Genomic DNA, 15,144 nt, shown 5'->3' with positions numbered 1-15,144 from the left:
TTAGATTATTTTCTTGCAATATTTTGAATATTTAATTACTCCATTTATCCTGACAATTAGCAACACCATAATAACTACATCAATCCGAATCTGATGTAATAAATAATATGAAATTGGTATATGTAGCTAGCCAATCCCATATTTCTCACCTAACTATGCCTAACTATAATTTATGCAGTTTTTGGCAAAAAGTTAGCATAGGCTCTCATCCGATATTGATCAGCTTTCACTGCCAATTTTCCCCATCTGGCACCAGCATCTTTGATATAAGTGGAAGCAATTTTCAATTTTTCTTTATTCCCAGCAATATCTAGCCTTTTTCTCAAGTTTGTTAAATCTTCTGCGATCGCAATCCATGCAGATTTAATTGTCCCAAGAGCTTCTAATGCAGCTTCTAGCTTTTTATCAGTGTTTTCTACACCTTCTTTAGCTTTTTCCATATCCAAACGCAATCTGTCTTCAACAGCGATTCTTGCAGATAAATCAGCAATCTGTTGGGCAGCATCTTCAGCTTTTTTCTTAGCCTTGACAGCTCTATCTGCATAAACTCCCGCTACCACACCACCAGCAATCCAGCCAGCAAAAGGTATCCAGGCATAAGTAGGTGTAGTAGCTGCAACTACAACACAATGATGGTATTCATCCATTGCTTCTTGCAGTCTGATTTCTTGCGCTTTCTTTTGACTCAACAACTCTTTTACTAATGGACTAGGATTCTCAAGTTGGGTTTTATATATTGCAAATAATTCATCTAACCTCTTATCATCCGCTTTGCAATATTCATTAAATTTACTTACCTTGTTGGAAACATCAATCGCTTTTTGTTCATAATCCTTAGCTGTTGCGATCAAATCATCTACAAGAGCGTAAAAGTTTTGCACCTCTGGAGAATCTAATGACACACTCTTGGATGTGGATATTTTAATCGCCAGATCCTTTAGATCATCATAAATAACTTCTGCTGAAGTACCATAGTCATAAATATGAGTTGCCAAACTCACAATACCTGGGTAAATATCGTCTTGCCATTCACTACAATGATTATGAATCAATTTGTAAGCTTCACGAATATCCTCAAACTTCATTTTGTCTGGAGTAATGGGTAACTCCAGAGCATTGGCAACAAATAGCTGTACTGCTAACAATTCTGGACTTGCAATTATAAACCCTGATGTCTCTGGTGCTGTATCTAGCTGCTTGGGACCGATATCTATTGTTTCTATTGCGGCTGTCATTTTTTCTATCCTCTTAATCTTTTAAGTGTTAATTACACAGGTTTATGAGCTAAGGATTTACAACAAATGGCACAATGATTTTAGAACTGTCACATTCAATCAATTCGACTACAAGGCTTATAAATAGTTCCTTACAAGCATCAGCATCAAACTACAATATGTGCCAGTTTATACTTCATTGTGACAGTTGCTACCATCCTAATAGGATCAATTTTATACAGTTCTTCACCGATGACAACTAATGGCCATTAGGAATTTATCAAGCTATGTTGTATAACTCCCGTTTCGCTCATTTTTTCGGGAGTTAGATAAAAGATAACTTTTAGTACTGGAGTTCTAAAATTGCTTGGCAAGTACATTGAATTTTATTTCTAAGTATGAGCGAATTACAGCGTAACTAAAATACTGCATCAGAATGTAGGGCGCGTTACTTTAACCATGTTTCCAATTGACCTTAACAGTTTAATTCAAACGGTAAGCGGGATTGCTAGCCCTATTCTTAAGAACAAGCTGCTACGCAACGAAGAAGTGATTAAAATATTACAAAAATTTAACCTGGCGCCAGAACACCCCCCATCAGACTTTTCTGGTATCTACGCTTATGCATTGGTAGAGTACGGTGTTGGTAAACCCCAGGTATTTCTGGAATTATTCCGTGATGAAGAAATAAAAAAGTCCTTTCGTACAGCATTTGACAATAACAACCCTTCAATTATTCTTTCACAAATAAATAATTATCTTGATACACATGCACTGATTGTTGACATCAGAAATTTGGGAATTGACGCGCGCACAGAGTTAGCAGCATTCTACTTAGTCTTCAGCAAAGTTGCAAAAACGAGTCGCACCCCTAGTGACGTATTACTTAGTCAACAAATTACAACACTGAATCAAAAACTTGACAGAATTCCTACACTTGAAGGTATCCGTGCTGAAATCGCTCAAATTCTCTCTCAAGATAATCTAGCTTTACCTGGTAGTACAGAAACGGCGCCTTCTCGTGAACAATGTAAAGCAATGGCACTTGCCCAACAAATGCGTGGTTGGTTTGAAACATTGGGGTATCGTTTCGAGAAATATGAAGTATGGGAAGCTGATTACTTTGAGTGGGTCGTCAATATCCAAATATGGCGCCATCGCTACGAACGTTTTGTTATCCGTGGGATTGCTGGAGAAGCACAGGTTAAAGATGTAATCGCATTACGTCAGTCAGTTGAACAACAACGTACAGACGGTGGCTGGTTAGTAACTGCACGCCGTATATCAAGAGCCGCGCGCACGGAAGTTGAGAAAGATAAAAAGAAACTGGCGTGTTACACAATAGATGAATTATTAGCTCAAGATGCTGATTTTAGCGCTTATCTGGAATGGTTGGAGGCAGAAATAAAACGGCGCCAAATTGATACAAAGTACGTACCGCTTGCTTGTAGTAAAGAAGAAATTGACCCTGTGACAGGGCGCCAAATTGCAGTCAGTCGCTATGAAAAAGAAGATGGTTGGATTGATGGATATATCGACCGCTGGCTTGATGACCCTGCGAAAGAACATATTTCTGTACTAGGAGAATTTGGCACTGGTAAAACATGGTTTGCTTTCCACTATGCATGGATAGCTTTACAACGATATAAAGATGCGTTAAATAGAGGTGTTGAACTTCCTCGTTTACCTTTGATTATTCCATTGAGGGATTATGCCAAAGCGGTAAGCGTAGAATCATTGTTCTCAGAATTTTTCTTTCGTAAGCATGAAATACCTCTACCTGGATATTCAGCATTTGAACAACTCAATCGCATGGGTAAACTGCTGCTGATATTTGATGGCTTTGATGAGATGGCCGCGCGCGTTGATAGACAAGAGATGATAAATAACTTTTGGGAATTAGCGAGGGTAGTTGTTCCCGGCGCCAAAGTTATCCTTACCTGTCGTAGCGAACATTTCCCTGAAGCCAAAGAAGGACGTGCGCTGTTAAACGCAGAACTACAAGCATCAACTGCTCTTTTAACAGGAGAAACACCACAGTTCGAGGTGTTGGAGTTAGATAAATTCAACGACGAGCAAATCAAACAAGTACTTTTATATCAGGCAAATTCCACAACTGTGGAACAAGTGATGAACAATCCACAGTTACTAGATTTAGCTCGGCGCCCGGTAATGACCGAGTTAATTTTAGAAGCATTACCAGATATTGAAGCGGGTAAACCTGTGGATATGTCGCGTGTTTATTTATATGCTGTGCGGAGGAAAATAGAAAATGATATTACCCAAAAACGTACATTTACAACCAGTGCTGAAAAGCTTTATTTCTTATGCGAACTATCTTGGGAAATGTTATCAACTGACCAAATGAGTCTGAATTACAGACTTTTCCCTGATAGAATCCGGCGCCTGTTTGGTGCAGCGGTACAGGAAGAAAAAGATTTAGATCACTGGCAGTTCGACATGATGGGTCAAACTATGCTTATCCGTAATGCTGATGGTGATTACACTCCAGCCCATCGTTCATTATTAGAGTTTTTTGTAGCATATAAGTTCGCAGCGGAAATAGGCGCCTTGGCGGATGATTTTATTGAGCTTGCGTGCGGTTTGTTAGGTTCGGAGGCGCCTCGGAGTTATACTTGGTCTTCTTATTTTGGGAAAGATGCGGTGGCGCCGTTGCAGAAATTCGTTGCGGAACCTTTGGAAAAATTAAGGGAGACTTTTGGGAAGGTGCCTTTATCTAAAGCTGTTTTGGATTTAATGGCGCCGATGGTAAATGATATTGAGTCGGTTATTGAGGTGATTCAAGGAACGCGGGGGAGAACAGAGAATGAAGTAAGTTATGTAGGTGGAAATGCAGCTACTTTGGTTGCGAGAGTGGATAAAACAGCGTTGGAAGGGAAAAATTTAAGTTGCACTATAGTCAAGAAAGCAGATTTTAGTACAGCTAGTTTACACAATGTTAATTTTTCTTTTTCAAACTTAGCAGACTCTTATTTTTCTAAAGTCTTTGGACGTGTTTTGTCAATAGCATGTAGTCCGAATAGTGATATTCTTGCGATAGGTGATGCGAATAGTGTAATTAATATATTACAAATAGAAAATGGTGAAGAACTTTTTTCCCTTCGAGGTCATACTGATTGGATACGCTCATTAAAAATCAGTAATAATGGTCATATTTTAGTCAGTGCTGGCGATGACACAACAATAAAAATTTGGGATTTGCGTACAAAAAAATGTTTAAAAACTTTATTAGGACATTCTAATCGAGTATATTCAATAGCAATTAGTTCTGATAATAATATTATAGTTAGCAGTAGCGCCGACCAAACAATAAAAGTTTGGGATGCAAATACAGGAAAATGCTTCAAAACTTTACTGGGACATTCAGGAGTCGTATATTCAGTTGCTATCAGTCCTGATAATGTAACATTAATTAGTAGTAGTTGGGATGAGACAATAAAGATATGGAATTTGCAAACAGGAGAATGCTTCAAAAATTTTAATGGGAATTTAGAGAAGGTATTATCAATCGATGTAAGTTCTGATGAAAAAACTATTATTAGTGCTGGTAGTGAAAAAATAATTAAGGTTTGGGATATTAATACAGGAGTATGTATTCAAACATTAGAAGGGCATACTGATAGATTGCAATCAATTACTTTCAGTCCTGATAGTAAAATGATAGCTAGTGGTAGCCTTGATAAAACAATCAAACTTTGGGACAGTAGTTCTGGAAAATGTATTCAAACCTTATACGGACATAACAGTTCTGTTTGGTCTGTTGCTTTTAATCCTGATGGTAAAAGTTTGATTAGCGCTAGTAGTGACTCTACAATTAAATACTGGGATATACATTCTGGAAAATGTATACAAACTTTACAAGGATATACCAGGGTTGTCTATTCTATATGTATAAGTAATAATAATAAGTTTTTAGCCAGTGGTAGTGATGACAGTAACATTAAAATATGGGATATTATTACCGGAAATTACCTTACAACGTTACAAGGACATACCAGCAGAGTGTGGTCAGTAACAATTAATTTAGACAATACATTGTTAGCTAGTGGCAGTGGTGATGGAAGAGTAAAACTATGGGATATGCATACAGGAAAATGCTTAAAAACTATGTATATACATAAAGAAGGAGAAACGAGCGCAGTTTACTCAGTAGCTATTAGTTGTGATAACACATTTTTAGCAAGTAGTCATGGAAATAGAAAAATTATATTATGGGATATAATTACTGGCAAACATCTAAAAACCTTATATGGTCATACCGGACGAGTATGGTCAGTATCAATAAGTTCTGATAATAAAATACTAGCAAGCAGTAGTGATGATAATACTATTAGAATTTGGAACATTCACACAGGCGATTGTTTAAAAATTTTACAAGGTCATGCTAGTGGCGTAAACAGTATATTAATTAGCCCAAACCGGAGAAATTTATTTAGCGCTAGTAATGATAATACTATTAAAATTTGGGACATTAACAGTGGTGATTGCTTAAAAACTTTAGAAGGACATACTAGCAGAGTACTATCAATTAGTTTTACAAATACAATTTTAGCCAGTAGCAGTTCCGATAAAACAATTAGATTATGGGATGCTATTACAGGAAAATGTTTAAATATTCTTAAAGGTCATACCAATTCGGTATGGTCGGTTGCTATAAGTTCTGATGCAAAAATACTAGCAAGTGGTAGTTTAGATCAAACAATCAAAATTTGGGATGTTAAGTCAGGTAATTGTATCAAGACACTAGATAATAAACCATATGCAGGTATGAACATTACAGGCGCCACTGGTTTAACAGCAGCAGAAAAAGCCACGCTCAAAGCACTCGGCGCCGTAGATGAACAAGATTTGTAACAATAATTACCTCATTCGTTAAAATAGGCGCCTATTGAACTAACGTCAGACTTACATTTTCAGAATTCTCGAAGGCGGGCTAGAGGGAAAATCGTTTTTGCTCGGTGACTACAGCCTCGCGGACACCCACCTGCAAGGCATTGTCGGTTGGATTAGCACGATGGAGGTTTCGCTGGCGCCGTTCCCAACGTCACAGGTTGGTTGAAGCGTTGCAGCGAGCGTCCAGCGCTTGCGAAACTGATGGCTGGTTAAGGTTGGGAACGATGCAAATGTTACATTTTTTAATTTGATAATAATTGAGATTGCACCGAGATAGCAGTATTGCGGTTCGTCAAGGGAAAAAGGGTCACTTGCACGGCGCCACCTGGGTAGAATCGGCACCGTTGATGAAGAGGATTTGTAAAAATAATTACCTGAGCGTTGAAATCGGCGCCTTTAAAAATTGTTTCATTTGTTCTGGAGATTGATATTTGCTGCCATCTGGTAAGGTAGCACCTGTCAAATCGGCGCCACTTAGGTCAGCATTACTCAAAATAGCATCAGTTAAATCGGCGCCTATAAGGTTGGCATTATTTAAAATAGCATTAGTTAAATCGGCGCCACTTAGGTCAGCGTTATTTAAGATAGCATTAGTTAAATGAGTATTTTTCAAACTAGCATTTTTGAGAATGGCGCTTTCTAAGCAAACACCAAGCAAAAAACGTCTATCAAGATTAGCGTTTTGTAAATCGGCGCAATATAACTGTACTCCTGAATCAGCACAAATTGGTTCTGATAGCAAATTCTTTTCTAAATTTATTCTGATTTTCTTAATAATACGCTCATCAGTAAGACTTAAGTTCGCATTGCTTAATTTTGCATAGCCTAGTTTGGCGCCTTTGAGTTTAACATTATTTAGATTGGCGCCAGTTAAGTTTGCCTGTTCTAAATCTAACTCACCTATCAATCCGGCATCGCTTAAAAATCGGATAATGCGTCCTTTGCGCTCTCCATCTTGATCTAATCTAAATAATATTGATAAAGTACACGCACGCGCTGCGTCCAATAATGCATTTAACTTGGGGTCTTTAAAATTCGCATCTTCTTGTTTTTTAGTAATTAACAGTTTCAATTATTTATCTATAAGTAGTTCTGAAATATGCTTGAAATAAGCAAGCATTGCTTCTTCACGAGAATTTATATCCACTTGCTGTTGTTCACTACGCTGAAATTGGTACAAGTAGAAATAGTTAAAGGCGCCAATTCCAGACCTAAAAGGTACTCGTATACGAAGTAAAATAAATCCCTCACAGCGAGATGGAAGGCTGTAAGGGAGTTTTTCGGCACGAACATGCAGAAACGACAAAATGGTATGCTAAGAAATTTTTTAGTGTTAATACGTTTCTACGCTTTATAAATTTAAGGAATTATCTATCGCCATCTAATATCGTAAAAACCTCCAAAGACGTTGCTATAAGCAACTTGTGAACCAAAAAAATCTCCTGAAGGGTTATAGTACTTCTGTGCATTCCCACAACTCTTCAAAACTACTGACATAGATGTGTTTGATAAAAAAACATCCTTGTCACCGTCTTTAATCCAACTACCATCCAATTCCAAGTAAGAATCATCATCATTTAATCCCCATTGCCAAGTTTGATTAGGGGGATTACCACGGTCTCTAAACCAACATACTGGATAATACCCTGACCCCGCAGAAGCACTAGATACTGAAATAGGAGCAAATAAGTATAAAATTGAGACCATGCCTATAAATACTAACTTAACTGAAAATTTTGAAAAAAATGTCCAATTTTTAAGCTTTTTAGATTGTAAGCTGAGATTTTCGTTCTTCATAAGTCTCCTTGCATTTGTAAAAAGTTGATTTTGCAGTGAATAAGTCTTAGTTTGGTTACAGAAGTTAAACGTTTTACACGTTCACCTCTTGTATTTTGTAATAGATACACGCCATATCAACATATGCAGTATTGGGAAAAACGGATAACTAAAGGCAGGGGAGCGTCAAGGACAGAGGTTACGTTCGCTTTGAAATAACTTTTTATCAAGAAACCAAGCCAGCCACATTAACAGGGATAGAAAAATATTTAGGCAGCGGTTTAATCAAAGGTGTGGGTTCAGCAACAGCAAAACGTATTGTTGCTCACTTTGGTCTAGATACTTTGGACATTCTCGATAATCATATCGGGCGCCTGTCTGAAGTCCCAAGTATCCCTAAGAAGCGTGTCGAGTTGATTAAAGAAATTTGGGCAGCACAGAAAATCATCAAGGAGGTAATGATTTTCTTTCAATCCCACAATGTTTCAACTACTTACTGTGTAAAGATTTATAAAGAATATGGCGCCGCTTCTATTGGTATTGTCACAACTAACCCATACCAATTATCAACAGATATTTATGGTATTGGTTTTATCACCGCTGATAAAATAGCGCACGGTTTAGGTGTTCCCTCAAACTCAGAGTTTCGCTATAAAGCTGGTCTTACCTACTGTCTTACTCAAGCTGCAGAAGACGGACACTGTTATTTACCCCAATATGGACTAGTACAAAAAGCAGTTCAAATTCTCCAAACTGATAATCACACACCTTCTTCAGATGCAATTGAATTTATCATTCATGTGATGTCCAATGAAGGTGACATTATCCGAGAAGTCGATACTGATACGAAAGATTGGATTTGTTACAAGCCAGTATTCTTCCACACTGAACAAAATCTTGCTGTACTACTAAACAGGCGCCTGTTATTTCTATCAAATCAAGATATACCGCGCGTTCGCAGTTGGATAGAAAAATTCTCCTCATCTCGTAAAATGCAGCTTTCTCCACAACAACAAGAAGCTGTTGAAATTGCCGCTTACTCTAAAATTTCTATCATCACAGGTGGCCCAGGTACAGGTAAAACCTTTTCGGTACGTACCGTTGTACAGTTGTGGAAAGCGATGGGTTGTTAGCAGTCACTTAAAATCATAAGATTTCCTAGTATTTTGATTTAAAAATCTTGAAAATCCTCGTATCCAGACCGTTCAAACAAGTTACGATGTAAATCAGGTATAAATATTACTGATGAATTAAAAGCTTTGCCATATCCATATTTTTTACGTAATTTACGTAAGGCAGCAGCAAAGAGGAGCTTTATATGCTTGCTTTAAAAGTGCATTATAGAGGCGTTGATTTTAAAGAACGACGATTGGAACCTCTAGAATTTTGCCACAAATGGTTAAAGGCGCCTGCTCCTGGCGAGCGTGGGTATTATAAAACGTGTGTAAAGCTCCTAGCTAAGTCCACAGGGCTTTCGGCTCGTACTGTCGAAGGTTGGGGATCAGATTTTTCTAACCGTCCTGACTATGTTCTCACAACCCTAAAGAAGGAAGATACAATTCTTCAAATTCGAGAACTTGTAAAAAAAAGTGATTTATCTGAATTTATTGATGGAATATAATACGCAAATAGCGTATAATATGATCAGACGCAAAAAGGCGCCTGTGAGCGAGAAATCGCTACTGACAGGCACCAATAGATAAAAAGTCTACTAGTACAATGACACAGAACCAGGTGCGTGCATGTCAACAATCACCTACGTAAAAGGTCTACCAACCAAAGAGTCGGAAATGAACCATCTTGGTTTCACCGATTTTGAGATGTTTCTTAATGCCTTTTCCCCTATATTTAAAGATGCAGTCTGTGAGACTGTTGATAAGATTTTAGCCTCTAAAAATTTTGAGAAGGTTCATAGTAAATTCAATACTCACCTGCAACAAAAGTATGGTTTAAGTAAAAGGCACGCAAACGGAGTTATTGCATTAGCTTCTGGTAAAGTAAACTCAGCATCTGAATGTAGAGCAAATCACATTAAGCAATTAGAAGGAAAATTAAAATCAGCAAAAATCTGGTTGAAAAATGCTTTAAAACGATTATCTGACAGCCAAAAATTTTATGCAAAGAAAAATTGGCACTCGTCAAAAACTGGATGTAAAGTTCCTTTATGCTGTGATTTAAATACAGGACGTTCAAATTGGCACGCTCTCAAGTTTCACTCTTCTCATAAGAAACGTTATATCTATCAGCTTGAGAAGAAAATAGCTTACCTAAGAACGGCGCCAATACGGGTAAAGGTCTCAAGCAGTGAAATTTATATTGTTGGTTCCAAGGATGAAACGCATGGTAATTCAATCTGTCAGTACGACGGGAATAAAATTTGTTTTAGAGTTCCTTACTGTTTGGAGGAAAGATTTGGTAAGCATATCGAAACTGAAATAGGTAACTTTGATAGAAACATAAATAGACTTCCTGATAATGGAGCAAAAACATGGCACTTTTTTAAAAAGAATGGTCGTTGGGTTGTAGGTGTTCAATTTACACCAAAACTTGTGGAAAAAGTTAGCAGACCTATTCAATACGGCGCCATTGGTATAGACATTAATCCCACTTCAATTGGATGGGCTTATGTAGATTATCAAGGTAATTTAAAAAATAAAGGTACTATTCCATTACAATCTGGACTCGGAAAAAATTCTAACTCTCAACAAATTGTTAATGCTTGTTTAGAATTAGCAAATCTTGCCACTAAATATGCTTGTCCAGTTGTCTGTGAGGAATTAGATTTTAGCAAGAAAAAGGAATTTTTACGGGAGAAGGGTAGAAAATATGCAAGAATGCTATCATCATTCGCGTATAGCAAATTTTACCAATTCCTTGAATCAATACTTTATAATCGCGGAATTAGTTTATATAAAAAGAATCCAGCTTATACCAGTTTAATAGGTTTAATAAAATATTCCCGGATGTATGGATTGAGTAGCGATGTCGCAGCTGCTTTGGTCATAGCAAGAAGGGGAATGAATTTGTCTGAGAGATTACCCGCATCCGTGTCCGCTTATCTTGAAGTGAATTCGAGAAAACACGTATGGAGCGGTTGGTCTAAATTAAATAAATTAACTTTGACTGCTGCCATAGTCAAGTCACGGCACGATTATTTCAGCATACCTAACTGGGGAATGGTGGTCAAGGTTCAAGTTGAGCAAGTAAGTGTAAAAGCTGAACGTCGAGCTTGTTCCAAGTCTACTTAGTAGCGCTTCCATTCTGGGTCAAAGTAAGTTATACCGTAGACTTGGATCGAGGGAACTAGATAATCCAGCGATTTTTAAAAGCGGTAAGAAGATTGCACTTGCGGCGCCTACTGGTCGTGCAGCACAAAGATTGATGGAGATGACCGGGTTAGAAGCTAAGACGATACATAGATTATTAGAGTTTGACCCTAAAAGCATGGGTTTTAAACGTGATGAAAGAAACCAGCTTTCTTGTGATGCTTTAATAGTTGATGAAGCTAGTATGCTCGATTTGTTTTTAGCATACAGTTTAATCAAAGCTGTTCCAGATGGTGCCCAAATATTGTTTGTTGGAGATATTGACCAGTTACCATCGGTAGGCGCCGGACAAGTACTCGCTGATTTGATTAACTCTGGTAAGATTCCTGTAATTAGGTTAACTCAGGTATTTCGGCAAGCTTCCGCAAGTGCAATTATCAGGAGCGCGCACCAAATTAACAATGGAGAATTTCCTACACTCGACCCTATAGATTTTGAAGCTGATACTATTACATCTGATTGTCTCTGCCATCCTGGGGGTTATAGTCCTGAACACGGAGTACAAATTATAGCTAACTTGGTTTCTAATTTTATTCCATCCCTTGGATTCAACCCTGTTACCGATGTGCAGTTATTATGTCCAATGTTACGGGGAGTAGTTGGAACTTATAATTTAAACAATGTGTTGCAGCAGATAATTAATCCACCCGGCGCCGATAAAACAGAAGTCACCTGGGGCAATATTATATATAGAGAAGGTGACAAAGTAATTCAGCTAACCAACGATTATCAGCGAGAGATATTTAACGGTGATATTGGTTTTATTTCCACCATTGATACAGAAAATCAAGAAGTTATTATTCAATTTGGTGAACGTGATGTTGTTTATGATTATAGCGATTTAAATGAAATTAATCTGGCATTCGCTGTTAGTGTACACAAGTCGCAGGGTTCCGAGTATCCTGTGGTAATTTTACCCCTATATACTCAACACTATATGATGCTGTCGTTTTATACGGGGTTAACGCGCGCGAAAAGACTTGCTATTGTTGTTGGCGCCGAAAAGGCAATAAATCTAACAATAAATTCCAACCGACATATGGAACGATATACAAAGTTGAAATATAGATTAACTCAGAATTATATACTTTCTTGAATATAGATGACGCGGTATCCATATATTTACACATTATCCCAAATAAGCCTAAATAAGGCTTAAATAGTCTAATTTAGACTAAGTTAGCCTTATTTGGGATTTTAATAACGTTGGTTTTCAACCTGTTTCTCTAGGAAATCGCATCCTCAGAGCAGTTACATCTCCTATTGTTGCCATGTCTTTAATTATGGCATCTCATGAAATTTAACTCTCATGATTCCTACATTTAATTAAGCATCTTATCAACAATATTTTCAAAAAATCCTTTAGCGGCTTCTTCCCCTATTTTTCCTCCTATTCTATTTAATGTTTCCTGGTTTCTATCTTTTTTTGCAATCTGCTCTTGCAGTTCCCTATTCTCTTTTGCAATCCGCTCTTGCAGTTCCCTATCCTCTTTTGCAATCCGTTCTTGTTGTTCTCTGTCCTCTGTTTTATGTTTCAACAATTCTTTGATTACAAACAACATAAAAATTAAAATTAAGCAAGTTACAGGGATTATTGGTTGAGAATTAAGCGAATTGAATAGATTACCTAAAAATCCAATTACAGCTTTGCTTACATCTCCTAACCAGTAAAAAGCTGTGACAATCCCACTCCACAACCAACCCAATAGATTACCTAAAAATCCAATTACAGCTTTGTTTACATCTCCTAACCAGTAAAAAGCTGTGACAATCCCACTCCATAACCAGCCCAATAGATTACCTAAAAATCCAATTACAGCTTTGCTTGCATCTCCTAACCAGTAAAAAGCTGTGACAATCCCACTCCATAACCAGCCAAATATATTACCAAATACTACCGCTAGACTAGATGTACTATAAATCGTATCTGTATAGCGCCCTAGATTGCCTTTAATATTTGCTAAGTAATCTAACATAGGCTTGAATAAATCTCCACTTAAGTAGAATACGATTACCTACACAATGAAGAAATAATATTCCATAATATTTGTTTATTTGGGTGGCGACCAAGATACGTGCTGCCCGGGGACAGGTTGTAAAGTTTTGTAAATAATTAATCTATAACGCTTGCTGTATAATAGCCGTAGAATTTTAGTGAATGCCTAAACAGTTAACAGGTAATCAAAAAGTAAGTTTTCAATCCAGGTGTTAGATGAATAATGGCGACTCGAAGTAGTTCTAATATAGTGGAACCACGCACAAAAACTGCGCGTTACTGGCTTAAATTAGTCTGAATCTCCAAGCTCACCACGGGCTTTCATCGCTTCTTTTAACAATTTGCCCCATGCAGGTATGAACATAACAGGTGCCACTGGTTTAACCGCAGCAGAAAAAGCCACACGAGCGCGCACGGGCGCGCTGTTGATGAACAAGATTTGTAAAAATAATCGCCGGGAATGCTGGAATCGGCGCCTGTTTCCACAACGATAAATCAGGCGCCATTGGTTTAACCTTCGGGCGAAAAAGCGGGAGCAGCGAGAGGCGCCTAAATATCGCAAAACCTTATAAGAAACTGATGTAAATCTCATTAATACAAAATAACTATATTAAATTTGCATAAGTAAAGTGTACCTAGAAATATAAAAATTACAAGTGGGACGAAATAACTCTTATATTGGAGAGTTCTTTATGATTAAGTGGATAAGTAAAAGCATAAAAGAAAAATTAACTCTTGTTCTGTTGATCTTCCTGCTTTTTACTTGTAGCAGTACACAAGCACAAAAAACTCAACAAGTGAGTGTCACAGCATCTCCAAACTCAACATTGATTACATCAACAAACACGAGTGCGAATATTACTGAAACTAGTTTTCCATCTTCGGCTTCAGTAATTCCATCGGTGGTTACAGCAGAAGAAATAACGAGACGAGAACAACAAGTAAAAATTGCGATTGAGTTTGAAAGAAAAGCACAACGAGATGAGCAAGCTGGTGTTGGGACTAGAACCGATACTTACAAGGCAACCTATTTTCGTTTGACAAACGAAATTCAATTACTACAAGCCAAACAGTTTCTTAAACAACAGGATAAACAAAGTAGTGTTGCAAATAAGTAAATAAAGTTGGTAATCGCTTTTTCGTATCTACTTAGTGGCGCCAATTCCATGAGTCAGTAACCATGTTTCAACTAGGCATGTTCGGCACCATACAAAGTTTCTTGCTTTCAATCAACACCGCAACAAAACGTTTCATAAATAACAGGCGCCCCTAAATCATCCTACTCCGTACTTCTGCTCAATCAAAGATAATAATTCTTCCTGTATCGGTGTCAAATGCGCCGTTGGTAAGTGTGCGTAGAATTCAAACATGGAAATTACAACTCCTTCCATGTTGGGAACCTCGGAAAGGCGCCGCAACCTAGTATGTAATCTTTCCGCAGCGGCGCGCTCTTCTTCCGTTAAGTTACTGTTTTGGTTCGACTCCATAGTTTTCTTCAATAGTTACAAGCAACTCTTCTTGTATAGGGATAAATACGGCTGTGATTGTTTACCAAAAAAAGGGGCGCAAGCTATTTACCGCGCCATCACAATCTGGCAATTGGTGCCTTCGGCACCTATCTCACACAACCCCATATGCTTTTTCTATCAAAGCTAATACTTCCTCTTGTACTGGCGTTAGTGGTTTTGTTCTTTTTCCCATCGCTTGGAGTATGGAACGTTCAATATCGTCTATCTTTTTAATACCGTTTAGGCGCCGTAACCGCTCACATAATTTCTGCATAGCAGCGGTATCCGAGTCTAATAAATCTAAACTCTTTAAGTTCTCTGGTTTCATCATAAACTCTCCATCCCAAGTTAAAACAGAACAACTAAATTCATATACGTTATCAACGATACACCAATGCCCGCCTCTACCC

At 37.7% G+C, this 15,144-nt stretch carries 14 protein-coding genes and 2 pseudogenes; 8 read left to right on the top strand and 8 right to left on the bottom strand.

Annotated elements, in window-relative coordinates; translation table 11 throughout:
* Positions 1-170 precede the first annotated feature (170 nt).
* Positions 171-1,235 (bottom strand): alpha-xenorhabdolysin family binary toxin subunit A, encoded by a 1,065-nt coding sequence (locus DSM106972_RS13935; RefSeq protein ID WP_127081274.1) that lies wholly within the window; start codon positions 1,233-1,235, stop codon positions 171-173.
* A 438-nt stretch (positions 1,236-1,673) separates the two neighbouring features.
* Here DSM106972_RS13935 and DSM106972_RS13930 point away from each other — a divergent pair, with 438 nt between their 5' ends.
* Both DSM106972_RS13930 and DSM106972_RS13925 read left to right on the top strand, forming a co-directional pair.
* Positions 1,674-6,089: a WD40 domain-containing protein gene (locus DSM106972_RS13930; RefSeq protein ID WP_127081273.1), complete on the top strand. Its 4,416-nt coding sequence runs from the start codon at positions 1,674-1,676 to the stop codon at positions 6,087-6,089.
* Positions 6,090-6,193: 104 nt separating this feature from the next.
* Positions 6,194-6,379: a hypothetical protein gene (locus DSM106972_RS13925; protein ID WP_158632820.1), complete on the top strand. Its 186-nt coding sequence runs from the start codon at positions 6,194-6,196 to the stop codon at positions 6,377-6,379.
* A 119-nt stretch (positions 6,380-6,498) separates the two neighbouring features.
* Here DSM106972_RS13925 and DSM106972_RS13920 read toward each other — a convergent pair whose 3' ends face one another.
* The 3 genes from DSM106972_RS13920 to DSM106972_RS13915 all read right to left on the bottom strand — a co-directional run bounded on the left by DSM106972_RS13920 (position 6,499) and on the right by DSM106972_RS13915 (position 7,925).
* Positions 6,499-7,200 carry a pentapeptide repeat-containing protein gene (locus tag DSM106972_RS13920; protein WP_233786936.1) on the bottom strand — a complete coding sequence of 234 codons (702 nt, stop codon included), beginning with the start codon at positions 7,198-7,200 and terminating at the stop codon, positions 6,499-6,501.
* Positions 7,201-7,434, bottom strand: a complete 234-nt coding sequence (locus DSM106972_RS53445) for a hypothetical protein (RefSeq protein ID WP_233786937.1) — start codon at positions 7,432-7,434, stop codon at positions 7,201-7,203.
* A 65-nt stretch (positions 7,435-7,499) separates the two neighbouring features.
* Positions 7,500-7,925 carry a hypothetical protein gene (locus DSM106972_RS13915; RefSeq protein ID WP_127081272.1) on the bottom strand — a complete coding sequence of 142 codons (426 nt, stop codon included), beginning with the start codon at positions 7,923-7,925 and terminating at the stop codon, positions 7,500-7,502.
* A gap of 272 nt (positions 7,926-8,197) precedes the next feature.
* On the opposite strand from DSM106972_RS13915, the gene DSM106972_RS13910 reads away from it, so the two are divergent.
* The 5 genes and pseudogenes from DSM106972_RS13910 to DSM106972_RS53440 all read left to right on the top strand — a co-directional run.
* Positions 8,198-9,037 (top strand): helix-hairpin-helix domain-containing protein, encoded by an 840-nt coding sequence (locus tag DSM106972_RS13910; protein WP_325052185.1) that lies wholly within the window; start codon positions 8,198-8,200, stop codon positions 9,035-9,037.
* A 185-nt stretch (positions 9,038-9,222) separates the two neighbouring features.
* Positions 9,223-9,525: a hypothetical protein gene (locus DSM106972_RS13905; RefSeq protein ID WP_233786938.1), complete on the top strand. Its 303-nt coding sequence runs from the start codon at positions 9,223-9,225 to the stop codon at positions 9,523-9,525.
* A gap of 121 nt (positions 9,526-9,646) precedes the next feature.
* Positions 9,647-11,152 carry a hypothetical protein gene (locus tag DSM106972_RS13900; protein WP_127081270.1) on the top strand — a complete coding sequence of 502 codons (1,506 nt, stop codon included), beginning with the start codon at positions 9,647-9,649 and terminating at the stop codon, positions 11,150-11,152.
* Positions 11,121-12,326, top strand: a complete 1,206-nt coding sequence (locus tag DSM106972_RS13895) for an ATP-dependent DNA helicase (protein WP_325052186.1) — start codon at positions 11,121-11,123, stop codon at positions 12,324-12,326. The genes DSM106972_RS13900 and DSM106972_RS13895 overlap by 32 nt, the downstream gene beginning before the upstream one ends.
* A gap of 112 nt (positions 12,327-12,438) precedes the next feature.
* Positions 12,439-12,534 (top strand): annotated as a pseudogene (locus DSM106972_RS53440) (16S rRNA (uracil(1498)-N(3))-methyltransferase); the annotation flags it as partial.
* 18 nt (positions 12,535-12,552) lie between these two features.
* Here DSM106972_RS53440 and DSM106972_RS13885 read toward each other — a convergent pair.
* Both DSM106972_RS13885 and DSM106972_RS13880 read right to left on the bottom strand, forming a co-directional pair.
* A complete protein-coding gene (locus DSM106972_RS13885; protein ID WP_127081269.1) occupies positions 12,553-13,206 on the bottom strand; it encodes a hypothetical protein in 654 nt (217 codons plus the stop codon).
* A 309-nt stretch (positions 13,207-13,515) separates the two neighbouring features.
* Complete coding sequence (locus DSM106972_RS13880; protein WP_127081268.1) at positions 13,516-13,818, bottom strand: hypothetical protein; 303 nt, start codon at positions 13,816-13,818, stop codon at positions 13,516-13,518.
* A gap of 100 nt (positions 13,819-13,918) precedes the next feature.
* Here DSM106972_RS13880 and DSM106972_RS13875 point away from each other — a divergent pair, with 100 nt between their 5' ends.
* Positions 13,919-14,344 carry a hypothetical protein gene (locus DSM106972_RS13875; RefSeq protein ID WP_127081267.1) on the top strand — a complete coding sequence of 142 codons (426 nt, stop codon included), beginning with the start codon at positions 13,919-13,921 and terminating at the stop codon, positions 14,342-14,344.
* Positions 14,345-14,500: 156 nt separating this feature from the next.
* On the opposite strand, the gene DSM106972_RS13870 is transcribed toward DSM106972_RS13875, so the two are convergent.
* Positions 14,501-14,713 carry a hypothetical protein gene (locus DSM106972_RS13870; RefSeq protein WP_127081266.1) on the bottom strand — a complete coding sequence of 71 codons (213 nt, stop codon included), beginning with the start codon at positions 14,711-14,713 and terminating at the stop codon, positions 14,501-14,503.
* A gap of 133 nt (positions 14,714-14,846) precedes the next feature.
* Positions 14,847-15,144 (bottom strand): annotated as a pseudogene (locus tag DSM106972_RS13865) (hypothetical protein); the annotation flags it as partial.

The sequence above is a fragment of the Dulcicalothrix desertica PCC 7102 genome (genome assembly GCF_003991905.1).
Taxonomy (GTDB): domain Bacteria; phylum Cyanobacteriota; class Cyanobacteriia; order Cyanobacteriales; family Nostocaceae; genus Dulcicalothrix; species Dulcicalothrix desertica.
Note: the sequence above shows the minus strand (reverse complement) of the source record. Positions and strands in the feature narration are given on the sequence as shown.

Coding starts and splice junctions, on each gene's coding strand:
- DSM106972_RS13935 (WP_127081274.1), bottom strand. CDS start 1,235: ATGACAGCCGCAATAGAAACAATAGATATCGGTCCCAAGCAGCTAGAT.
- DSM106972_RS13930 (WP_127081273.1), top strand. CDS start 1,674: ATGTTTCCAATTGACCTTAACAGTTTAATTCAAACGGTAAGCGGGATT.
- DSM106972_RS13915 (WP_127081272.1), bottom strand. CDS start 7,925: ATGAAGAACGAAAATCTCAGCTTACAATCTAAAAAGCTTAAAAATTGG.
- DSM106972_RS13905 (WP_233786938.1), top strand. CDS start 9,223: ATGCTTGCTTTAAAAGTGCATTATAGAGGCGTTGATTTTAAAGAACGA.
- DSM106972_RS13900 (WP_127081270.1), top strand. CDS start 9,647: ATGTCAACAATCACCTACGTAAAAGGTCTACCAACCAAAGAGTCGGAA.
- DSM106972_RS13885 (WP_127081269.1), bottom strand. CDS start 13,206: ATGTTAGATTACTTAGCAAATATTAAAGGCAATCTAGGGCGCTATACA.
- DSM106972_RS13880 (WP_127081268.1), bottom strand. CDS start 13,818: ATGAGATTTACATCAGTTTCTTATAAGGTTTTGCGATATTTAGGCGCC.
- DSM106972_RS13875 (WP_127081267.1), top strand. CDS start 13,919: ATGATTAAGTGGATAAGTAAAAGCATAAAAGAAAAATTAACTCTTGTT.
- DSM106972_RS13870 (WP_127081266.1), bottom strand. CDS start 14,713: ATGGAGTCGAACCAAAACAGTAACTTAACGGAAGAAGAGCGCGCCGCT.